Here is a 20,330-nt window from a genome sequence, read left to right on the forward strand (position 1 = left end):
CGTATACCCCTGCGGGGTATGCCTTCCTGGACCGGCCGCGCGGCAGCCGTCGCCGTGGGGGCACGGAAGTGGCCTGGTCCGCACAGACGGGCCAGGCCACTCCTGCTCGTTCTTCGTCGGCTGTTGAGTCAGCGGAAGGTGACGAAGGTCGGCGAACCCCAGATGGTGCGCTCGCTGACGGAGCCCTTGCTGTTACCGGCGTCGATCACCGTGTTGCCGCCCGCGTAGATCCCGAGGTGGCCGGGCCACACCACGAGGTCGCCCGGCTTAGCCTCGGACTTCGAGATCGTGGTGCCGGCCGCGACCTGCTGCGACGAGGTGCGAGGCAGGGCGATGCCGGCCTGCGCGTACGCGTACGAGCTCAGCCCCGAGCAGTCGAAGCTGACGCCCGGCTTGGAGGTCCCCCACGAGTACGAGACCCCGACCTGGCTGCGCGCGGCGTCGACGATCGCCTGCTGAGAGTTCGTCGCAGAGTGCGCCGGAGCCGGAGCAGACGTTCCGCCGGTAGAGATCGAAGCGCCCCCGCCGTTCAGTGCACCGCGGGTCTGCGGGCCCACGACCCCGTCGATCTTCAGGTCGTGCGAGCGCTGGAAGTCCTTCACGGCCCCATGGGTGAGCCGACCGAACTTGCCGTCCACGGACAGTGAGGCACCGTGCTCGTTCAGCGCCGTCTGGAGCTGCTCCACGGCAGAACCCTGGGAACCCCACCGCAGCTTCTCGGCCCCCAACGCAGACGTCGCGTGTGCAGGGGCCGGCGTCGCCGGCGCGGCAGCCTGTGCAGTAACGGTAGGTGCAGCGGGCAACGCGGCAGGGGCGGCCTGTGCGGGGCCTGCGAGTAGCGTGGATCCGAGGACGACCGTGCCGAGCACAGCGGCACCGCCCGTGCCCCGCAGAGCCCGACCAGCGATCCCCACGGGCGTGACTGCTCGGCCGACGGCCCGATGGGTGTTGTTCTGGGACATAGTTCTGCTCCGTAAGTTCCCCTCCTCGAGACGGGAGGGAGTCGATGACTTCGTCAGTGCCACAGCGACAGCGGAGCGAGCAACGAGGCGACGGCTCATGTCGTGGGCGGCGACATCAACGTACGGCCCTGATCAGCCCCACAGAACAACGATGGGAGGGTCCACCGAAGGATTTAGCCGATCCTTGACTCCACAGCCGTGCATCCCCCGGGGGTAGGGCTCGCCTTTACCTTCGTTGGGCAGACTGTGGCTTAGGTGGAGCACGACGCCTCACGGGTCGGCGATCCCGACGTCAGCGCGCCAAGGCGTAGCTTTCCTCCTGGCGGGCTGCGGAGATCACCGGCACGGGCGTCTCGTGCTGGCCCTCACCCCTGTAGGGAGCGGCGCGCTGCCCTCGGCGACTTCGGCGACTTCGGCGGCGAGGACCAGGCCGACTAGGTCCAGACATCGAAGAGCACGCGAGGAAGCAGCGCGAGCGCCACGGCGGTGTTTCAGATCATGCTCCGGCGGCCGGCGGCCGCGGCGGGTAAGGGCGAGTGCGTCGAGGGTCGACCGCATGCCAGGACTCGGCTCATGGCAGTTGCTTCGTTGGGGTATACCCAAACGCGACACCCGCCACCGAGACATCGCCGCTGTGTGGCTTCGTTCGCTTGGTGGCGGGGTTTTTGCAGCGCTCCGTGGCGGTCTTGTTGCCGCGATCACGCAGGACTGGCTGCAGGTAGGTGTCGCGGTCTGAACCGAGAGGGGGACTGATGCACGAGTAGGTGTCACATGATCTGTGGCGCTCCGCGGCGCTGCAGGGAAGGATGTGCACCATGCCTGCTCCCTATCCCCAGGAGTTCCGTGACGACGTCGTGCGCGTCGCGAGAAACCGCGAACCTGGCCAGAAGCTGTCGATGATCGCGAAGGACTTCGGGATCTCCGAGTCCTGCCTGACGAACTGGATGCGCGAGGCCGATGTCGAAGACGGTGCCCGGCCCGGCAAGACCAGAGAGGAGTCCTCCGAGCTGCGCGATCTGCGTCGCCGGAATCGGTTGCTCGAGCAGGAGAACGAAGTCCTGCGCCGCGCGGCCGCCTACCTCTCGCAGGCGAACCTGCCGGGAAAATCCTCTACCCGCTCGTGAGCGAGCTCGCCGGCGATGGTGTCCCTGTCGCGGTGTCCCTGCGGGTCCTGAAGCTCTCCCGCCAGCCCTACTACCGCTGGCGGAAACAGCAGGTCACCGAGTCCGAGCTGGTCGAGGCCTATCGGGCGAACGCTCTGTTCGACGCCCACCGCGATGATCCCGAGTTCGGCTACCGGTTCCTCGCCGGCGAAGCGGAATCCGTTGGCCTGCGCATGTGCGAGCGGACCGCGTGGCGGATCTGCCGAGACAACCAGTGGTGATCCGTCTTCGGGAAGAAGCGCGGCAAGAATGGGAAGCGTCCCGGTCCGCCAGTCCACGACGATCTCGTCCAGCGCGACTTCTCAGCCGACGACGTTAACGAGCTGTGGCTGACCGACATCACTGAGCACTGGACCGATGAGGGAAAGCTCTACCTCTGCGCCATTAAGGACGTGTTCTCCGGTCGGATAGTCGGCTACTCCATGGATTCCCGGATGAAGGCTCGTCTCGCGGTGAACGCCCTGGACAACGCTGCTTCGCGACGCCGAGGCGCCGCCGGATGCATCGTGCATTCGGACCGAGGATCGCAATTCCGGTCACGGAAGTTCGTGCATACTCTGAACCGTCATTACCTCATCGGATCGATGGGACAGGTCGGTGCGGCCGGGGACAACGCCGCGATGGAGTCCTTCTTCGCCCTGCTCCAGAAGAATGTCCTGGACCGCAAACGCTGGCGGACCCGAGACGAACTGCGGATCGCGATCATCACCTGGATCGAGAGGACCTACCACCGCCGCCGCCGACAGGCCCGCCTCGGCCGATTGACCCCCATCGAATACGAGACCATCATGAACCCGACCGTCAGCCTGGCGGCCTAACCCCAGCTGACACCTACTCGTGCATCAGTCCCAGGGGTGCGCCCGGTCGGGGCCGTTTGGATCGCTGCCGCTACGTCAGAGTCCGAAGGCTCCGCCGCTGACGAGGATCACGATGCCGAGGCCGATGAGAACGATGGGGAAGAGGATGTGCTCCCAGCGTTCGAGCACTTCGGCGATCGGGGGGCGGGTGGCGACGAACTTTGCCAGGGCCACCAGGACCGCGACGAGCGCGAGGAAGACGATGCAGTAGGCGACTACTGCGAGAGGTTCCACGCTGAGGAAGACAGGGGTGTAGACGCCGATGTTGTCGCCGCCGTTGGCAAGGGTGACGCCTGCGACGGTCCACACGCCGACCTTCTTGCCGGCAACCTTGGCCTCGTCGTCATCGTCGTCATCGTCTCCGCGCCAGGCCTGCCATGCGGCCCAGAGGCCGAGGCCCAGAGGGATGAGACCGAAGTACGGGATGGCTGCCGAGGGCAGGAATGCTCCGGCACCGATGGTCACCAGGACCGCGGCACCGAGGATGCCGGCGAATCCGAGGTACTGGCCGGCCAGAATGCGGGCGGTAGTGCCGCGCTGGCCTGCCCCTCGCGCGAAGAAGAGGGAGAGCACGATGATGTCGTCGATGTTGGTCGCTGCGAACAGGCCCATCGCCTGCAAGACCGAGGTGAGGATCATGCGCCCTCCCCAGCTGCGTCGCATCCGGGAAGCGAGCAGGCGGGATCGATGCACGGGGCGTCTTCGTCCACTGCCAGGGTGGCATCGACCAGTGCCGTCAGCGCCTGCGCCAGGTGCGAATCGGCGATCTCATATCGTGTCCGACGACCCTCGGGCTCGGAGACGACGATCCCGCAATCGCGCAGGCATGCCAGGTGGTTGGACACGTTCGGGCGTGTCAGGTCCAGATCTCGGGCCAGTTCCGCCGGGTAAGCGGGATGGTCGAGCAGGGTCAAGATGATCCGGGATCGAGTGGGGTCGGCCAGTGCACGACCCAGGCGGTTCATCACGTCGAGACGCGAAGCAATAGTCAGCATGGACTGAACTATACAGCGCGCACTGAACACTCGGTCACAGGCGTCAGCCCAGATCGCATGCCCGTAAGGGGATCCTTCACCGTACGTCGAGAGAGCTCGCTCCTCGACGACTTCTTGCGAGGGATCGTCATGTACGCAAGACCCGTACGGTGACATGGGCGGTGAGGGGAGGGCAACTGCAACAATGGGGACATGCATGTCGGCTACGCGCGCGTCTCGACTCTCGAGCAAGATCTCTCCGCCCAACGGGAAGCGCTCGAGCGCCTCGGAGTCGAGAGCAAGAACATCTACTTCGACCACGGCCTGACCGGAACGAACCGCGCCCGCCCCGGGCTGCGCGAAGCGCTGGCCGCGACCCGGGAGGGCGACACCTTGGTAGTGACCAAGCTCGACCGACTAGCACGCTCCCTCCCGGACGCGAGGGACATCGCCGACGAGCTCACCATCAAGGGAGTCGCGCTCAGTCTCGGCGGCAGCGTCTACGACCCCAACGACGCCGTGGGCCGGCTGCTGTTCAACGTGCTCGGCATGGTGGCCGAGTTCGAGGCGGACCTCATCCGCCTGCGCACCCGCGAGGGCATGGCCATCGCGAGATCAAGGGGCAAGCTCAAGGGCAAGAAGCCCAAGCTCTCGGCCTCTCAGCGCAAGCACCTGCTGACGTTGCACGCCGCCGGCGAGCACACCCAAGCCGAGCTGGCCGAGCTGTTCAACGTCTCCCGCACCACCATCTACCGCGAGCTGCGCCGCACCACGACCACCTCCTGACCGCCCAAGCACCACCACTGAGCGATCACAGAAACCCGCCACTGAGCCATCTCATCCACATCGCACGGCGCGTAGGACTTTCGCACCCAGGGATGCTGCACCACTTCGCTTCCAAGGAAGCTCTGCTGGATGCGGTGATCGACCGTCTCGAGACTCACGCCCAAGAGGCCCTGGACCGCGCTGATGGTCTTGCAGTGGATTCCACCGCGATGCTGAACAGTCTGATGGAGATCTGGCACCCCGCATCGCACACGATGCAACTGCTGGCGATGCTCACCACCGACGCGGTCAGCGAGGATCACCCGGGGAGATACCGGATGTCCCGGCTGCGGCGCGTGCATGAGCACATCTTGGAAAAGTGCTTCGCTCAGCTCGCCGAGAACGGTCAGATGCGGGCGGGTATCGATCCGCCCTTCGCCGGCCGTGCCTTCATGGACCTGGTACTGGGCCACGCCGTGCGGGAGAAGACCGTCCGTGCCATGCAGAAAGAGCTGCACCACGATTCACCGCTCGAGGACCTCGCCAAGCTCCTGCGAGCGTTCCTCCAACCCGCGCTCGAGAACTGATCCAGAGGTCTCTGACACGGTCCTCTACGGTGTGCCAGCGGTTCTCGGCCTCACGAAGGCCGCAACCCGCTCGGGGAGCATGAAGACTCGGAGCGCTCTCCACGTCCCGCCTGTCCTTATGGGGTGTACCCGAAGAAGACGCCGTTACATTGATTCTCGCTAGAGCGTCGCCGTTCTGGCGGGGTGGCGCCTGCAGGCGCCGAGTTACACCGTCTCGCCGCGCGCGATCGCTTGAAGGGCGTTCAAGTGGGCGGCCCACTGCGCGCGACCATTGCGGGTGAGGGCGAGCCAGGTGCGGGGCCGCTTGCCGACGTAGCCCTTCTTGATCTCGATGATGCCGAGTTCTTCGAGCTGTGCGGCCTGTCTGCTGAGCACGGAGTCACTGACCTGCAGCTGATCTCTGACAGTGGCGAAGTCGATGCTGTCGACGGCGTTCAGCGCGGCCACAAGCGAGAAGCGGACCGGGTGCGTCAGTGCCTCGACGAGCTGATGCCGAGGGTGCTCGACGGTCATCGCGTCGCCTCGACCCAGGCGCCGAGCATCGTGACGAGCGTCAGGGCCGCACAGGCGACTGCGAGGAACCACATCTGTCCGACGAACCAGATCGAGGCGCCGAGCATGCCGGCGACCCAGCAGACACCCCAGGTGGCGATCGTCAACAACCAGCGCTTGCTGAAGCCGCGCTTCACCGATCGGTTGAAGGCCATCATGAACATGACGGCGGCCGCGATCCACACCATCACGAGCACGACGGGAAGTGCGATTGACCTACTAGGAGCGAACGCGATCGCGGGCAGTGCGAGCGATGATGCTGCTCCGAGGGTCAGGAGCCCCGCGATCTGCGGCCAGCTCGATCCGGCTTTCGTGGTCGATGCCGACTGGGAGGCCTGAGCCAGGAGCGCTTGTGCTTCGTCGGGAGTGGGGTCGTTGCTCATGGCCGTGCTTACGCCTGCTCTGCCTGAACGATCTTGCGGCGCAACGATGCGTTGACGCTCACCCAGATGCTGGCGAGCACCGCAGCGAGCGATGCGGCCATGATTGTCATGCCCGGGGTGTGCGTCACCAGGCCCATGATGACCAGTGCGATCATGCAGGCAATGCCTGCGACGGGACCCAACCAGGCCCACTGGAGGCTGAGGCGGAGGTTCCCGATGCGGGCGGTGTTCGTCGTGTTCGCGGTGTCATTCACGATGCGTCCTCCTAGAGGTGTATGCCCTGCCGACAAGGCCCTACCTTAACAAGTACTTTCCAAGCCAGCAAGTACATGCGGTATGGCGAGTTTGTGCGGGCTCGGGATCTCGCGTGAGGGTCAGTGGAGCGCCGTGAACTCGGCTGGAGACGGCTGCACATGCAGATGGCACATGATCCGTGGCGCTCCCCGGGCGTACCGCACTCTCCATCGACGTCCGGCTCCATGGGACGTTCGTTTCGACACTGCCCTCGCAGCGGTGCGCTTCGGCCGCGGAAGCCACCTGATCGGCCTCCACCTCATCCTGGGCGTCATCCAAGAAGCCCTTGTTCATCGCATGGTCGCCGCCGACCGAGCTGTGGGGACGACTCACCATCGCACCGAGACGCGATATGACGCAGACGCTCCTTTAGCGCTGGAGGCAGTCGCGGAGCCTCTCGACCCGCAGACGGCACTCGAAGCTTATGAGCTCTACGGCGCCTGGAGATCCGCGACAGACCTGGGATACGCAGCCGACCCGGTCGGCCTGCAGGCCGTGATCGACCGCGGCCGACACGGCAACCGTCCGGCGTAACGACCTCCACAGTCAGAACTCGGGCGACTGTGTCCTGATGGGGTATACCCAAAAGCGACAGCCGCCCGTGAGACATCACCCCTGTTCCACAGGGTCCGATATCGGCTTTTGGCACATGTCTCGGCTAGGGTCTATGACATGAGTGACTCACTTCGTGTCCGCAGGGCTCGCGTCAATGGTTTCCGAGATGTTCTGTTGGCGATCGCGGTCGCCGCTCTTGGCCTCTCGGTATTCGGTGGCGACGTCACGATCCCGCGCAGCGCCATCGCAGGCTCGCTCCTGATGGTCACCGGGGGGCTCCTCTTGGTCGCCGCCATCATTGGGTTCCGGCGCGGGATGCGGAGCGGACGTGGCTGAGACTTCTCGCCCCTCCGGTCAGCGAGTCGCGTACGTGCGAGTCTCGTCCGCCGGCCAGAACCTCGCGCGGCAGCTCGAAGCGGTGGGGGAGTGCGACCAGACCTTCACCGAGAATTAGTCCGGCAAGAGCGCGGTCGACCGTCCGCAGCTACAGGCGCTGATCCGGCACGTCCGCCACGGCGACCATGTCGTCGTCGCCTCCATGGACCGTCTCGCCCGCTCGGTCATCGACCTCAACGACATCGTCCAGCAGATCACCGGCGACCCCACCGAACACACCGAGCAGCACCCCAGAAAGGGCGCGAGCATCGAGTTCCTCAAAGAGCGACTCACCTTCGCCCCCGGCGATACGGACCCGATGGCCTCGTTCCAGCTGAACATGATGGGCGCCTTCGCTCAGTTCGAGCGCGAGCTCATCCGCCAGCGCCAAACCGAGGGCATCGCCGCCGCGAAGAAGCGCGGCGTCTACAAGGGCCGGCCCCGCACACTCGAGAGTGAACAGATCCGCTCCGTCCGCAACGCCGCCCTCGCCGGCACCCCTAAAGTCCAAATAGCGCGTGAGCACGGGATCAGCCGATCCATGCTGTACCGCTATCTTGAGCAGCCTGAGCTACCGATGGACTGATAGCCAGTCAAGCTGTCATTTCTGCGTAGCGTGCGAAAAGAACTTCCTGACGTTCCTGCTCAGAGTGACAAGCCCGCCTGGCACCAAAGGCGCGATCGACTACTGCGTCCAGTGCGCGATGGGCCTTGACTAGGTGTTGCGGGTCATGACGTTGTAGTCACGGAGCGGGGATGAAGGAACGGGCCCCTGACCGGCACGATGGGTGGTGCTGAAGCCGTCCATCCGCCGGAAGAGACCCGTTCCATGACCCACCGTAATTCCCCGCTGACCCCTGCTAGAAGACAGCGCCTGGTTCGCCGTGTCGAAGTCGACGGCCGGGCCATCGCCCACGTCGCTGGAGAAGCCGGGATCGCCCGCTCGACGCTCACGAAGTGGGTGCACCGCTACCGCGCCGATGGGCTCGAAGCCGTGGAAGATCGCACCAGCGCCCCCGCCAGGCGCCCGTCCCGACTTCCGGTCGAGGTCATCGAGCTGATCGACCGTTGGCGACGGGACCACAAGTGGTCCGCCCGCCGGATCGCCCTCGAGCTCGCCGACCGCGGCTACGCCTGCAGCGTCCGCACGATCGGCAGATGGCTGGAACGCCTGGGCATCTCACGGCGCCGCGACCTCGACCCCACCGGAGAGAACAACCGCGAACCGGGGAAGATCACCGCCCGCTTCCCCGGCCACATGCTCCACCTGGACGTCAAGAAGGTCGGGAAGATCCCCGACGGCGGCGGCTGGCGGATCCACGGCCGCGGCAGCACCCAGACCCTGGCCGGCAAGCGCGCCCACAGGCAGCGCGCCGGCTACACCTATCTGCATTCCGCGATCGACGGCTACTCCCGCCTGGCCTACACCGAGGCCCTGGAGAACGAGACCGCCCAAACCACGATCGGCTTCTTCTCTCGAGCGAGGGCGTTCTTCGCCGCACACGGCATCACCCGCCTGGTCCGGGTGGTCACCGACAACGGCTCCAACTACCGCGCCCGCACCTTCGTCCGCACCGTCCGGGCCCACGCCTCCCGGCACCAGCGGACCCGCCCCTACACGCCCCGACACAACGGGAAAGTCGAGCGCTACCAGCGGCTGCTCACCGAGGAATGCCTCTACGCCCGCCCGTTCTATTCCGAGGACCAACGGCGCGAAGCGATCAGCGTCTGGGTCCACCACTACAACTATCATCGGCCGCACACCGCTTGCGCTGATCAGCCCCCGGCCACCCGCGTCCACGAACGTGTCGACAACGTCATGACCTCATACATCTAGTCGCTGCGGTGTCGCTGTGGACGCGCCAGGTATCCGACGGCGCAGGCGAGGGCGGCGATGGCGAAGGCCAGCGCGACGTACTCCCCGGGAGAGTCGTCGAAGACGATGTTGAGCAGAAGCGCGATCGCCGAGGTGCCGCTCGCCACGGGCAGCGTGGACATCTATCCGACGCCAGGAGCGCACCGCGGCTGGTGAGGAATACGGCGGGCCACGGTCGGCGGCCGTGGCCCGTGTCGGGTCAGGCGATCGGCACGGCGCCGGCGAGCGGGCCGGCGGCGAGGGCGCGACGGCGCTGGGCGATGGCGCCGCCCAGACCGAGGGAGACACCGACCACGAGCCAGCCCGCCAGCCACAGCAGGTCACCGGACGGGTCGATCCAGCCGCCGCCGATCGCCCCGCGGAAGGCGTCCACGGCGTGGGTCATCGGCAGGTACGGGTGGATCACCCGGAAGAACTGCGGCAGGGTCGCGACCGGATAGGTGCCGCCGGCCCCGGAGATCTGGAGGGCGATCAGCACCAGCGCGACGAACTTCCCGACCGGCCCGAACAGGGCTCCGAAGCCGTGGTTCAGCGCGACGAACACCATCGAGGTCAGCGCTGCGAGCCCCAGCAGCAGCGGCAGGTCGTGCATCGAGACACCCACCAGCCAGTGCAGCGCGCACACCGCGATGGCGGTCTGCATCAGGCCCAGCAGCTGGGCGGGCACCAGACCGCCGGCCAGCAGCCGCACCGGAGGCACGCCGCGGGCGGCGGCCGCCGAGGAGAACGGCGGCATCATCAGGAAGATGGCCATGCCGCCGACCCACAGGCTGATCGCGAGGAACAGCGGCGCGAGGCCCTCGCCGAAGCGGCCGAGCTCGTGGGCACGTACGAAGCTCATCTGCACCGGTTCGGCGGCCGTCTCCGAGAGCGCGTCGCCCTCCTCCTCGGTGTAGGCGGGCACGTCGTCCTGCGAGTCGGCGAGACCGTCGCGCAGCTCGTCGGAGCCGTCGGCGAGCCGGCCCGCCCCGTCCTCGAGGTCGACCGCCCCGTCGGCCAGCGCGTTCGCGCCGTCGTCGACCCGCGCCGCGCCGTCGTTGAGACGGGTGGCGCCGTCCGCGAGCTGCCCGGCGCCGTCGGCGAGCTGCTGCGCACCGGCGCCGGCCTCCGAGGTGCCCTCGGCCAGCTGCCGGGAGCCGTCGACGAGCTGACCGGTGCCGCCGGCCAGCTGCTCGGCGCCGCCACGGGCGGTGCCCACCCCGTCCGTGTACTCGATGACGCCCTCGGAGAGGGTCCGGGCGCCGTCGCTCGCGGTGCCGCCGGCCTCGGCGAGCCGCTCGGCGCCCGAGGACACCTCCTGGGCCCCGGAGTTCAGGCGGCGCGCGTCCTGAGCGCCCTGCTCGAGGGCGGAGTAGGCCTGGGGAAGGGCCTCCGCTGCAGTGCGGGCCTGCTCCGCCAGACTCGCCGCGAGATCGGAGGCGCTCGCACCGTGCTCGGGGGAGGGTGCCGCCGTGACGGCGTCCTCGCGCAGGGCGGTGAGGTCCTCCGCGAGCATCGAGGCGTCCTCGGCGAGCGTCCCGCTGCTCTCGGCCAGGGAGGAGGTGCCCTCGGCGAGAGACGAGGTGGTCTCGGAGACGCCCTCGAAGTACGTGACCATCGATTCCGCCGCGTCGTTCATGCCGGTCGCGGTGTCCTCGAGGGCGGTCGACCGCTCGGCCGCGGTGGTGGCGGCCTTCTCGGCCGTGGCGGCGTCGGCGGACGTCTGCTCGGCGTCGCCGCGCACCTGCTGCGAGGAGCCCGACGTGCCGGCGAGCTCCTCGCAGAAGGAGGCCTCGGCGCCGGAGTCCTCGCAGCGAGCGGCGAGATCGTCCACCTGCTCGGTGAAGTCGCGCACGCCCTGCTCGCTGGTGGTGGCGCTCGCCGAGGCGGTCGTGGCGGCCTCCTCCGCGGTCTGCACGTCCTCGTCCAGCGCGGCGGCGTCCTCGCCGATGGTGGTGGCGCCGTCGCGGAGGGTGCGGGCGTCCTCGGTGCGGTCGGTCGTGGCCTGGTCGAGGTCCTGAGCGGCCTGGTCGACCCCGGTGGCGGCGTCGTCGAGCGCGGTGCTGGTCTCCGAGACGGTGCCGGCGGCGGCGACCGGGTCGGCGAGCCGCCCCGGCAGGTCCGCGGCGATGCCCTCGAGCGTGTCGATCGCGGTGACGAGGTCCTCGCTGGTGCGCTCCACGCTGTCGGGGGTCACCCCGAGCTCGTCGGCGCGCTGCTGGGCGGCGGTGACCGTCTCGTCGAGCAGCTGCGTGCCCTCGGCGACCCGGCCCGCGCCGTCGGCGAGGGTGCCCGCCCCGGTGGCGAGCTGCGAGGTTCCGGAGGCCAGTCGCTGGGCACCGCTGCGCAGCGGCTGCCCGTTCTCGTCGAGGGTCACCAGGCCCGTGCTGAGGCGCCGGGCGCCCGTGTCGAGCCGCGCGGCGCCGTCGCCCAGGGTGACCGCGCCGGTGCTCAGCTGGTCCAGGCCCACCACCAGGTCCAGGTTGCCCGTGTGCAGGGTGTCCGCCCCGTCGGCCAGCTCCGCACTGCCGTCCACCAGCTGCCCCGTGCCGTCGGCCAGCTCGGCGCTGCCGTCGACCAGCTCGCCGGTGCCCTCGTGCAGAGTGGTGGCCCCGTCGGTCAGCTCGCCGGCGCCGTCGACGGCCTCGCCGATGCCGTCGTGGATGGTCGTGAAGCCCACGTAGATCTGGCCCAGGTACTGCTCGAGCACGCTCGCGCGCAGCGAGTCGGTCAGCGCGGTCCCCACCGACTTGGTGAAGTTGCCGCCCACGTAGTTCACCGAGTCGTTGGTGGTCACGGTGAGCAGGGCGGGGGCCGCGGGTTCGGCGTCCCCGCCGAGGGAGGCGATGTTCGCGGAGAAGTCCGACGGGATCTCGACCGTGGCGCCGTAGCTGCCGTCCTCGAGGCCCTGACGCGCCTCGGCGGGGGAGACCGCCTCGAAGCGGTAGACGGTCTCCTTGTCCAGGCCCAGGAGCGTGTCGGTGAACTCCCCGCCCACGTCCAGCTCGCTCTCCTCACCGTCCGGCGAGATGGCCGTGGCGCCCTCGTCCTCGTTGACCACGGCAGCCGTGATCTGATCCAGGTTGTTGCTGGGATCCAGGAACGACCAGGTCATGTTGCCGGAGTAGACCAGCGGGACCAGCGCGAGACCGGTCACGAACAGGGCCGCGATCGGCTTCTTCCACTCGCCCGGCAGCAGCGCGATCGCCCCGCGGCCCAGGGCGGCGAGCCCCTGGCCGGTGGCTCCGAGGGCGCGGGCGAGCGCACCGGTGACGGCACGGGCAGCCGACGCCACGGCGCGGCCCGCGGTCCCGAGGATGGTGGAGACGGCGGTGATGAATGCACGGAGGAGTGAGGACACCAAGCACACGATACGTTCGTGTATCGAGCGTTGTCACCGATTGGTACGGAATGTGGTACGGACGACCCCTGCCGCGCCTGCCGCGCCTGTCGCCCCGTACCCCGGTCCGGTCCAGGACCGCTTCTGCACGGCGCGGCGTGCAGTCCATGACGCGTCGAGGGCGCCGGCTCCCAGGGAGTTCCGGGCGCGGACCCTGCTCGCACGGAGGCAGGGCCGTCATCCTCGGGCGATGCCCGGACGACCCGGGCGCCACCACGACCGGAAAGGACCGACGTGAGCACTCTTCGCCGCCTGCTCGGCACCGCACAGAAGGCCCTCGACTCGAAGAGCTCCGGCTCGGCCGGCTCAGGACGGACCTCTGACTGGCGCTCGATGGTCCGCAGCGCCGCCGACTCCCTCACCGGCGACGGCAGCGCCTCGACCCCGGCCACGGAACGTCCCGCACGGGCGACCCCGCCGCGGGGCACCACCCCGTCCGCCGCCCTCTCCGAGACGGACCGGCGTGCGATCGCCCGCTACGACTACCTCGTGCGCACAGCAGAGCCCGACCAGCTCGAGCGGGTACATCGCGAGGCCTTCGAGAACCTCACCCCCGACCAGCGCTCCCAGCTCGCGACGACGATGCGCTCGGAGCTCCCGGACGGTGAGCGACCCCGGACCGAGGCCCCGCAGGACCTGGCCCGGTCGGCGACCCGGCTGGCGGCTCTCGATCCTCGCCGGCTGACGAGGATGCTGGGCCGCTCGCGCGGCGGGACGAGGGCTCTGGGAGCAGGTGCGCTCGGGGCCGGCGCGGTCGGCGCGGCCGGCGGCCTGCTCGCCGTCGTCGCCGGCGGTGCGGTCGTGACCTCCGTCGGGGCGTCGGTGCTGCAGGACGCTCTGGGCGCGGGAATCGACGTCGATGCCCTGACGGAGGATCTGGGGTCTGATCTCGGCGGCATGACCGAGAGCTTCGAGGACCTGGACGGCATGACCGACGGGCTGGGCGGGAGCGTCACGGACGCCGGGGAACAGCTCTCCGGGGTCGGCGACCGGATCTCGGATCTCGGCCTCGGAGACCTGTTCGGGCGGTGAGCAGCGCCGTGCCGGAGCGGTCCTCGGGGGAGCGGGCCGGGGCCGGCAGTCCACCCCGCTGCCCCCCCGGGCCTGCACGGTACGGTGACGCGATGACCTCGTGGCGCATCGCGACCTACAACATCCGCCACGGACTCGGCGACGACGGCCGGGTCGACCTCACGCGCACGGCGCAGGAGATCCGCGCCCTGGACGCCGACGTGATCGGCCTGCAGGAGGTCGACGACCGCTTCGGCTCCCGCTCCGAGCACCAGGACCAGCCGGCCCTACTCGCCGAGCTGCTCGGCATGGAGGTCCGCTACGGCGCCACGATCGACCTCGCGCCGCTGCAGGCCGGGGGCTCGAGGCGCCGCTACGGCCTCGCCCTGCTGACCCGGCACGAGATCCTCGGCCACCGCCTGGACCTGCTGCCCGCCGATCCGGACCAGGCGCCGCCGAGCGAGCCGCGCGGCGTGCTGCACGGCCGGATCCGCCACCGCGACGGCGGGACGCTGGACGTGCTGGTGACCCACCTCAGCCCCGTCCTGCGCGCGCACCGCGCCGTCCAGGTCCAGGGGATCCTCCGCCTCGCCCGCGACCTGGCCGGGCCCGCCGTGCTGATGGGGGACGTGAACACCGACCCCGCCGCCCCCGAGCTGGCCGCCCTCGCCGCCGGCGGATGGCGCGAGGCCGCTGCCCAGACCGAGGCGGCCCGTCGGCGACCCGCAGCCCTCCGGCCGCTGCGCCGGCTCGTGGCGGCCCTGCGCCGGACGGGGATCGTGCTCGGCGCGACCCATCCCTCCCGCTTCCCGCTGCGCCGGATCGACGCGCTCTGGGTGCGGGGCGACGCCGTGGTGACCGCCCTGGCGGTGGGAGCCCGCGGCTCCTCCGACCACCGCCCGGTGGTGGCGACGGTGCTCAGTCCCGCGCCCACCGCGGCGGCGCTGGACTAGCGTTGAGGCATGAGCACCATCGCCCAGGACCTGCTGCCCGATTCCCTGCTGGAGACGTTCCATGCCCGCGCGGCGGTCCACGACCGCGACAACACCTTCCCCGAGCAGGACCTCGCCGAGCTCCGCGAGCGCGGCTACCTGCGCCTGCTGGTGCCCACCGAGCTCGGCGGGATGGGCGCGAGCCTGCTCGAGGCCTCCCGCGTCCAGCGCCGCCTGGCCCAGGCCGCCCCCGCCACCGCGCTCGCGATGAACATGCACCTGGTGGTCACCGGCGCCGCCCTGCACGCCCACCGGCTCGGCCACAACGCCGTGCGGACCGTGCTCGAGGAGGCCGCCGCCGATCGGCTGTTCGCCTTCGGCATCTCCGAGGCCGGCAACGACGCGATGCTGTTCGACTCCTCGACCCGCGCCGAGGGGCAGGCCGACGGCGGCTACCTGATCACCGGCACCAAGATCTTCACCTCGCTGGCCCCGGTCTGGGACCGCCTGGTGGTCCACGGGCGCGTCGCGGCCCCCACCCAGGTCGATCCGCGGCTGGTCTTCGGGGTGCTCGAGCGCACCGCCGAGGTAGAGGTGCTCGACGACTGGGACACTCACGGCATGCGCGCATCCCAGTCCCGCACCACACGGCTCCACGCGGCGCCGCTCCGTCCGGAGCAGGTGCTCACCCACACCCCGGTCGGCCCGAACCCCGATGCCTTCGTGATGGGCATCTTCGGGGCCTTCGAGCTGCTGATCGCCTCCGTCTACACGGGCCTCGGCGAGCGGGCCATCACCCTCGGTGCCGACCTCGCGGGCGTCCGCCGCAGCGTCACCAAGGGCATCGTCCACGCCGACGACCCCGACATCCGCTGGCGCCTGGCGGACGCGGCGATCGCCGTGGACGGCTCCATCCTGCAGATCGAGAAGCTGATGGCCGACCTCGACGCCCTCGGGGAGGGCCGCCAGCACCCGGGCACCACCGACCACGGGGCACGCTGGTTCCTGCACTTCTCCGGCGTCAAGGCCCGCGCCACCGAGGCCGCGATCGGGGCGGTCGACCAGGTGCTGCGCGCCAGCGGCGGCTCCCAGTTCTTCCGCCGCAGCGAGCTCGAGCGGCTCTCCCGCGACGTCCGCGCCGCCATGTACCACCCCTCCGACGAGGAGTCCGTGCACGCCTCCTACGCCAAGGCGCTGCTCGGGCCGATCGGGGAGAGCGGCGCGCCGCGTCCGGCGTGGCGCTGATCAGCCGAAGAGGATCTGCGCCTCCCGCCAGCGGGACTCGGGGACCTTCTTGACCGAGTCGATCGCCTCGGTCAGCGGCACGTCCACGATCTCGGTGCCGCGCAGCGCCACCATCCGTCCGAAGCCGCCGGAGTGGACCAGGTCCACCGCCGAGGTGCCGAGCCGGGTGGACAGCACCCGGTCGTAGCCGGTCGGCTCCCCGCCGCGCTGGATGTGCCCGAGCACGGTGGCGCGGGACTCGATGCCCAGCCGCTCCTCGATGATCGGCGCGAGCGCCGAGGCGACCCCGCCGAAGCGCGGGCGGCCGAACTCGTCGAGGTCGTAGTCCATGAACCCCTCGGGGGCGTCGCGGGGCACGAAGCCCTCGGCGACCACCACCAGCGGCGCCCGACCGCGGTCGAAGGCCGAGCGCACATAGGTGCAGATCTCGTCGATGCTCAGCGGGAACTCCGGCAGGCAGATGACATGGGCGCCGGCCGCCATCCCCGAGTGCAGGGCGATCCAGCCGACGCTGCGCCCCATCACCTCGGCGACCATGCAGCGGTGGTGGGAGTCGCCGGTCATCCGCAGGCGGTCCAGCGACTCGGTGGCGATCTCCACCGCGGTGTTGAAGCCGAAGGTGTAGTCGGTCGCGTCGAGGTCGTTGTCGACGGTCTTGGGGACCCCGACCACCGGGATCCCGGCCTGGAACAGCCGGTTGGCGGTGAACAGGGTGCCGTCGCCGCCGATCGCGATGATCCCGTCCATGTCGTTGTCGTCGAGGTGCTGCCGCACGATCTCCGCGCCGTCCTCCCCGTCGGCGAAGGGGTTCGAGCGCGAGGTGCCCAGGATGGTGCCGCCCATGCGGCCGATGCCCCGCACCCGCCGCCGCGGCAGCGTCATCCAGTCGTTCTCGATGACCCCGCGCCAGCCGTCCCGGTACCCGATGAACTCGTCCTCGAAGAGCTTGTCGCCCTTGATCACGGCGCCGCGGATGACGGCGTTCAGGCCGGGGCAGTCGCCGCCGGAGGTCAGGATTCCGATCTTCATGCGAGGGGCTCGCTTCTCTCGTCGTCGGGACGGGTCGGGGGATGCTCGGACGGCTCGGGTTCCTGGACGCATCCGCTCCGCTCCAGGGACCCGGGGGCGGCGCGGCGCCCGCGCCGGTGGGGCCAGCTTACGGACGATGCGCAGGTGGAGGGGAGGATCTTCGGCCCGACGACGGAGCGCCCCGGCCCCTCCACGCGGAGGGACCGGGGCGCTCGCGGCCGGGGCGGGTCGGCTCAGGTGGTGGCGGCCCGATCGTCCGCGGTGCCGTCGACCGGGCTGCTGTCGGCCGAGGGAGCGGTGCGCTCGGCGTCGGCGGCCTGCTCGGCCTGGACGCGCACCGTGCGACCGCCCTCGGCGGCGCGCTGCAGCGTGTCCTGGAAGTCCACGCCGGTGGTGGACCGGACCATGTCGAGCACCTGGGCCAGACCCACCGAGATGTTCTGGCCGATCTTGGCCTCGCCGTCGGTGGAGAACACCGACAGGTTGGAGATGTTCGAGTAGGGGGAGGCCAGCTCGTTCGCGACCTGGGGCAGCACCTCGAGCACCTGGTTGAGCACCGCGGCGTCGTTGAACTGCTTGTACGCCTCGGCGCGGGCTCGGGTGGTCTCCGCCTCGGCGTCGCCCTTGGCGCGGATCGCCGCGCCCTCGGCCTCGCCCTTGGCGCGCAGCGCGTCGGCCTCGGCCTGGCCCTCGAGCCGCACCGCCTCGGCGTCTTTCGAGCGGCGCTGCAGCTCGACCTCGGCCTCGGCCCGACCGCGGGCCTCGATGGCATGCGCCTCCGCGTCGGCGGTCACCTTGCGGGACTCGGCGCGGTTGCGCTCGTCCTGCAGCTGGGCCTCCGACTCGGCGATGCGGGCGTACTTCCTGGAGTCCGCATCCTGCTGCTCGGCGTAGCGCTTCGCCTCGGCCGGCTTGTGGACCTCGGCGACCAGCTGCTTCTCGCGCAGGTCGCTGTTGCGGACCGCGATCAGCTCCTCCTGCTCGATGATCCGCTGCTGCTGGGCGGCGCGGGCGAGGGGACCGGAGGCGTCGGCCACGGCCTGGCGGGCGTCGGTCTGCTCCTTGATCTCGGCCTGGCGCAGATCGAAGGCCTGCCTCGACTCGGCCTCCTGCTGGAGGTTCAGGTTGGTCGCCTGGGTGGACTCGCGGTTCGCGTCCGACTCGGCGATCGCGGCCCGCTTGGCCACCAGGGCGGCCTCGGGGCGTCCCCAGTCGCGCAGGTAGGAGCCGTCGTCCTCGATCGAGGAGATCTGGAAGGTGTCGATGACCAGACCCTGGTTGTTCATCGAGTGCTCGGCCTCGGCCTGCACCTGGCTGGCGAACGAGGCGCGGTCACGGATGATCTGCTCGACCGACAGCGTGCCCACCACCGCGCGCAGGGTGCCGGAGAGGATCTCCTGGGTGTAGTGGTCGATCTGCTGCTGCTGGTCGAGGAAGCGCTGGGAGGCCTTGCGGACGTCGTCCACGTTGCCCCCGACCTTCACCTGCGCCACCCCGCGCAGACGCAGGAAGATGCCGTTCATCGAGTAGCCCTCGACCTCGACCGGGATCTGGCGGGAGCTCAGGCTCAGCACGAAGGCGCGGTCGACGATGGGACGCACGATGGCGCGGCCGCCGATGATCACCCGCGCGCTGCCGGACTCCAGGTCGATGTCACCGGTGGGGCTGGCCTTGGCATTGCGGCCGGTGATGATCAGCGCCTCGTTGGGCGCGGCGATGCGGTAGCTGCGCATCAGGATGATCGCCGCGATCAGGATGACGACGACGACGGCGACGATCACGCCGACGACAGGTATCAGTGCTTCCATGGGTTCCCCTCGATGAGTTCAGGCGTCCGAGGCATTCTCCCATCGACCGGGACCGGCCGGGCCGTTATCCCGGAACCGCAGCCGTCTCATGATCCGACCCCTGTGTCCGCATGGCGGAACATGGGGTCTATGGTCGTCCGCCGTGAGCACCACCGGACCCCTGTCACCCCCCTCCGCCCCGTCGGCCCCGGCCGCCGCCCCCGCCAACACCCGCGGCCGCGTCATCACGGCCTCGATGGTGGGCACCACGATCGAGTTCTTCGATTTCTACGCCTACGCGACGGCGGCCTCGCTGGTCTTCCCGGCGCTGTTCTTCCCCCACCCAGACGCCGGCCAACCAGCTGCTGAGCTCCTTCGCCGTCTTCGGCGTGGCCTTCGTGGCCCGACCGCTGGGATCGCTGGTCTTCGGTCATTTCGGGGACCGGGTGGGCCGCAAGACCACGCTGGTGGCGAGCCTGCTGGTGATGGGCATCGCGACCTTCCTGATCGGGGTGCTGCCCACGGCCTCGACCCCGGGCTTCACCGTCATCGCCCCGACCCTGCTGGTGCTGCTGCGCTTCTGCCAGGGCATCGGCCTGGGCGGCGAATGGTCGGGGGCGGCGCTGCTGGCCACCGAGAACGCCCCGCCCGGCCGGCGCGCCCTCTACGGCACCTTCCCCCAGCTCGGCGCCCCGATCGGGTTCATCCTGTCCAACCTGCTCTTCGTGGTGCTCAGCCTGCAGCTGACCGAGGAGCAGTTCCTGTCCTGGGGATGGCGGCTGCCCTTCCTGCTCTCGGCGCTCCTGGTGGTCCTGGGGCTGTGGGTGCGTCTGAGGCTCATGGAGAGCCCCGCCTTCCAGAAGGTGATCGATGAGCAGCGGGTCGCCGCGGTGCCGATCGCGCGGGTCTTCCGCAGCTCCTGGAGGCCGCTGATCCTGGCGACCGTCGCGATGGTCGCGACCTACGTGCTCTTCTACCTGATGACCGCCTTCCTCATGGTGGTCGGCACGACCGCGGCCGATGCGGGAGCGGCCCGCGCCGCCGCCGAGGCCTCCGGCACCGCCTTCGACGCGGCGGGCTTCGTGCCGGGACTGGGGTACGAGCGGCCGCAGTTCCTCACCATGCTGATCATCGGCGTCCTCTTCTTCGGCGTCTTCACCCTGGTCTCGGGCCCGCTCGCGGATCGCCTGGGCCGCCGGACGCTGCTGATCGGGGTCACCGTGGGGATCGGGCTCTTCGGCTTCCTGGTCGAGCCGCTCATGCACGGCGGCACCGTCGGCGTGATGGCCGCGCTGATCCTCGGGTTCACGCTGATGGGACTGACCTTCGGGCCGATGGCGGCGTTCCTGCCGGAGATGTTCACCGCCGATGTGCGCTACACCGGCAGCGCAGTCAGCTACAACATGGCCTCCGTGATCGGGGGCGGCCCCGGCGCCCTACGCGATGATCGCCCTGTGGCAGCTGCTCGACGGCTCGCTGTGGCTGGTGGGCGGGTACCTGAGCGTGGCCGCGGTGACCACCCTGGTGGCCCTGGTGATCGGCAAGGAGACGCGCGAGGTCGACTACCTGGCCTGATCCGCGCGCCCCGAGCGCCGCAGGAGGGC

18 protein-coding genes and 3 pseudogenes are annotated in these 20,330 nt (G+C 69.7%); 10 read left to right on the forward strand and 11 right to left on the reverse strand.

Annotated elements, in window-relative coordinates; all coding sequences use genetic code 11:
- Window positions 1-128: 128 nt before the first annotated feature.
- Window positions 129-686 carry a C40 family peptidase gene (locus ACOJUI_RS05580; RefSeq protein ID WP_338075987.1) on the reverse strand — a complete coding sequence of 186 codons (558 nt, stop codon included), beginning with the start codon at window positions 684-686 and terminating at the stop codon, window positions 129-131.
- Between the two features lie 1,091 nt (window positions 687-1,777).
- Here ACOJUI_RS05580 and ACOJUI_RS05585 point away from each other — a divergent pair.
- Window positions 1,778-2,943 (forward strand): annotated as a pseudogene (locus ACOJUI_RS05585) (IS3 family transposase).
- 75 nt (window positions 2,944-3,018) lie between these two features.
- Here ACOJUI_RS05585 and ACOJUI_RS05590 read toward each other — a convergent pair.
- Window positions 3,019-3,621 (reverse strand): cadmium resistance transporter, encoded by a 603-nt coding sequence (locus ACOJUI_RS05590; RefSeq protein ID WP_016997609.1) that lies wholly within the window; start codon window positions 3,619-3,621, stop codon window positions 3,019-3,021.
- Window positions 3,618-3,977, reverse strand: coding sequence for a Cd(II)/Pb(II)-sensing metalloregulatory transcriptional regulator CmtR (gene cmtR / locus ACOJUI_RS05595; protein ID WP_006590980.1), 360 nt, complete (start codon window positions 3,975-3,977; stop codon window positions 3,618-3,620). The genes ACOJUI_RS05590 and cmtR overlap by 4 nt, the downstream gene beginning before the upstream one ends.
- Before the next feature lie 192 nt (window positions 3,978-4,169).
- On the opposite strand from cmtR, the gene ACOJUI_RS05600 reads away from it, so the two are divergent.
- Complete coding sequence (locus ACOJUI_RS05600; RefSeq protein ID WP_422117091.1) at window positions 4,170-4,742, forward strand: recombinase family protein; 573 nt, start codon at window positions 4,170-4,172, stop codon at window positions 4,740-4,742.
- Between the two features lie 92 nt (window positions 4,743-4,834).
- Entirely contained in the window at window positions 4,835-5,308 is a 474-nt protein-coding gene (locus ACOJUI_RS05605; protein WP_422117092.1) for a TetR/AcrR family transcriptional regulator, read from the forward strand.
- A 204-nt stretch (window positions 5,309-5,512) separates the two neighbouring features.
- Here ACOJUI_RS05605 and ACOJUI_RS05610 read toward each other — a convergent pair whose 3' ends face one another.
- Genes ACOJUI_RS05610 through ACOJUI_RS05620 form a run of 3 tightly spaced genes read right to left on the reverse strand, consistent with a single transcriptional unit; the run spans window position 5,513 to window position 6,497 of the window.
- Window positions 5,513-5,821 carry a winged helix-turn-helix domain-containing protein gene (locus tag ACOJUI_RS05610; protein ID WP_422117093.1) on the reverse strand — a complete coding sequence of 103 codons (309 nt, stop codon included), beginning with the start codon at window positions 5,819-5,821 and terminating at the stop codon, window positions 5,513-5,515.
- Window positions 5,818-6,243, reverse strand: coding sequence for a hypothetical protein (locus ACOJUI_RS05615; protein ID WP_422117094.1), 426 nt, complete (start codon window positions 6,241-6,243; stop codon window positions 5,818-5,820). The genes ACOJUI_RS05610 and ACOJUI_RS05615 overlap by 4 nt, the downstream gene beginning before the upstream one ends.
- A gap of 8 nt (window positions 6,244-6,251) precedes the next feature.
- Window positions 6,252-6,497 (reverse strand): hypothetical protein, encoded by a 246-nt coding sequence (locus ACOJUI_RS05620; protein WP_422117095.1) that lies wholly within the window; start codon window positions 6,495-6,497, stop codon window positions 6,252-6,254.
- A gap of 712 nt (window positions 6,498-7,209) precedes the next feature.
- Here ACOJUI_RS05620 and ACOJUI_RS05625 point away from each other — a divergent pair.
- On the forward strand, window positions 7,210-7,428 hold the full coding sequence (locus tag ACOJUI_RS05625; protein ID WP_422117096.1) for a hypothetical protein: 219 nt from the start codon (window positions 7,210-7,212) through the stop codon (window positions 7,426-7,428).
- A pseudogene (locus ACOJUI_RS05630) lies at window positions 7,421-8,053 on the forward strand (recombinase family protein). Before ACOJUI_RS05625 ends, ACOJUI_RS05630 begins: the two are co-directional and overlap by 8 nt.
- Window positions 8,054-8,060: 7 nt before the next feature.
- Here ACOJUI_RS05630 and ACOJUI_RS05635 read toward each other — a convergent pair.
- On the reverse strand, window positions 8,061-8,165 hold the full coding sequence (locus ACOJUI_RS05635) for a hypothetical protein (RefSeq protein ID WP_422117626.1): 105 nt from the start codon (window positions 8,163-8,165) through the stop codon (window positions 8,061-8,063).
- Between the two features lie 131 nt (window positions 8,166-8,296).
- Here ACOJUI_RS05635 and ACOJUI_RS05640 point away from each other — a divergent pair, with 131 nt between their 5' ends.
- Window positions 8,297-9,304, forward strand: coding sequence for an IS481 family transposase (locus tag ACOJUI_RS05640; protein ID WP_422117097.1), 1,008 nt, complete (start codon window positions 8,297-8,299; stop codon window positions 9,302-9,304).
- Here ACOJUI_RS05640 and ACOJUI_RS05645 read toward each other — a convergent pair.
- Window positions 9,301-9,465, reverse strand: coding sequence for a hypothetical protein (locus ACOJUI_RS05645; protein ID WP_422117098.1), 165 nt, complete (start codon window positions 9,463-9,465; stop codon window positions 9,301-9,303). The genes ACOJUI_RS05640 and ACOJUI_RS05645 overlap by 4 nt on opposite strands.
- Window positions 9,466-9,542: 77 nt before the next feature.
- A complete protein-coding gene (locus tag ACOJUI_RS05650; RefSeq protein ID WP_422117099.1) occupies window positions 9,543-12,683 on the reverse strand; it encodes a YhgE/Pip family protein in 3,141 nt (1,046 codons plus the stop codon).
- A 273-nt stretch (window positions 12,684-12,956) separates the two neighbouring features.
- On the opposite strand from ACOJUI_RS05650, the gene ACOJUI_RS05655 reads away from it, so the two are divergent.
- The 3 genes from ACOJUI_RS05655 to ACOJUI_RS05665 all read left to right on the forward strand — a co-directional run bounded on the left by ACOJUI_RS05655 (window position 12,957) and on the right by ACOJUI_RS05665 (window position 15,910).
- Window positions 12,957-13,754: a cation-transporting ATPase gene (locus ACOJUI_RS05655; protein ID WP_422117100.1), complete on the forward strand. Its 798-nt coding sequence runs from the start codon at window positions 12,957-12,959 to the stop codon at window positions 13,752-13,754.
- Window positions 13,755-13,846: 92 nt separating this feature from the next.
- The gene (locus tag ACOJUI_RS05660) at window positions 13,847-14,686 is read left to right on the forward strand and encodes an endonuclease/exonuclease/phosphatase family protein (protein ID WP_422117101.1); all 840 of its coding nucleotides are present in this window, start codon (window positions 13,847-13,849) and stop codon (window positions 14,684-14,686) included.
- 9 nt (window positions 14,687-14,695) lie between these two features.
- The gene (locus tag ACOJUI_RS05665) at window positions 14,696-15,910 is read left to right on the forward strand and encodes an acyl-CoA dehydrogenase family protein (RefSeq protein WP_422117102.1); all 1,215 of its coding nucleotides are present in this window, start codon (window positions 14,696-14,698) and stop codon (window positions 15,908-15,910) included.
- On the opposite strand, the gene ACOJUI_RS05670 is transcribed toward ACOJUI_RS05665, so the two are convergent.
- Both ACOJUI_RS05670 and ACOJUI_RS05675 read right to left on the reverse strand, forming a co-directional pair.
- Window positions 15,911-16,939, reverse strand: coding sequence for an ATP-dependent 6-phosphofructokinase (locus ACOJUI_RS05670; protein WP_422117103.1), 1,029 nt, complete (start codon window positions 16,937-16,939; stop codon window positions 15,911-15,913).
- 233 nt (window positions 16,940-17,172) lie between these two features.
- Window positions 17,173-18,747, reverse strand: coding sequence for a flotillin family protein (locus tag ACOJUI_RS05675; protein WP_422117104.1), 1,575 nt, complete (start codon window positions 18,745-18,747; stop codon window positions 17,173-17,175).
- Window positions 18,748-18,889: 142 nt separating this feature from the next.
- Between ACOJUI_RS05675 and ACOJUI_RS05680 the strand changes: the two are divergent.
- Window positions 18,890-20,301 (forward strand): annotated as a pseudogene (locus ACOJUI_RS05680) (MFS transporter).
- Window positions 20,302-20,330: the final 29 nt, after the last annotated feature.

This window comes from Brachybacterium sp. UNK5269, assembly GCF_049266655.1.
GTDB lineage: Bacteria > Actinomycetota > Actinomycetes > Actinomycetales > Dermabacteraceae > Brachybacterium.

Coding starts and splice junctions, on each gene's coding strand:
- ACOJUI_RS05590 (WP_016997609.1), bottom strand. CDS start 3,621: ATGATCCTCACCTCGGTCTTGCAGGCGATGGGCCTGTTCGCAGCGACC.
- cmtR (WP_006590980.1), bottom strand. CDS start 3,977: ATGCTGACTATTGCTTCGCGTCTCGACGTGATGAACCGCCTGGGTCGT.
- ACOJUI_RS05600 (WP_422117091.1), top strand. CDS start 4,170: ATGCATGTCGGCTACGCGCGCGTCTCGACTCTCGAGCAAGATCTCTCC.
- ACOJUI_RS05605 (WP_422117092.1), top strand. CDS start 4,835: ATGCTGCACCACTTCGCTTCCAAGGAAGCTCTGCTGGATGCGGTGATC.
- ACOJUI_RS05610 (WP_422117093.1), bottom strand. CDS start 5,821: ATGACCGTCGAGCACCCTCGGCATCAGCTCGTCGAGGCACTGACGCAC.
- ACOJUI_RS05615 (WP_422117094.1), bottom strand. CDS start 6,243: ATGAGCAACGACCCCACTCCCGACGAAGCACAAGCGCTCCTGGCTCAG.
- ACOJUI_RS05625 (WP_422117096.1), top strand. CDS start 7,210: ATGAGTGACTCACTTCGTGTCCGCAGGGCTCGCGTCAATGGTTTCCGA.
- ACOJUI_RS05640 (WP_422117097.1), top strand. CDS start 8,297: ATGACCCACCGTAATTCCCCGCTGACCCCTGCTAGAAGACAGCGCCTG.
- ACOJUI_RS05645 (WP_422117098.1), bottom strand. CDS start 9,465: ATGTCCACGCTGCCCGTGGCGAGCGGCACCTCGGCGATCGCGCTTCTG.
- ACOJUI_RS05660 (WP_422117101.1), top strand. CDS start 13,847: ATGACCTCGTGGCGCATCGCGACCTACAACATCCGCCACGGACTCGGC.
- ACOJUI_RS05665 (WP_422117102.1), top strand. CDS start 14,696: ATGAGCACCATCGCCCAGGACCTGCTGCCCGATTCCCTGCTGGAGACG.
- ACOJUI_RS05670 (WP_422117103.1), bottom strand. CDS start 16,939: ATGAAGATCGGAATCCTGACCTCCGGCGGCGACTGCCCCGGCCTGAAC.
- ACOJUI_RS05675 (WP_422117104.1), bottom strand. CDS start 18,747: ATGGAAGCACTGATACCTGTCGTCGGCGTGATCGTCGCCGTCGTCGTC.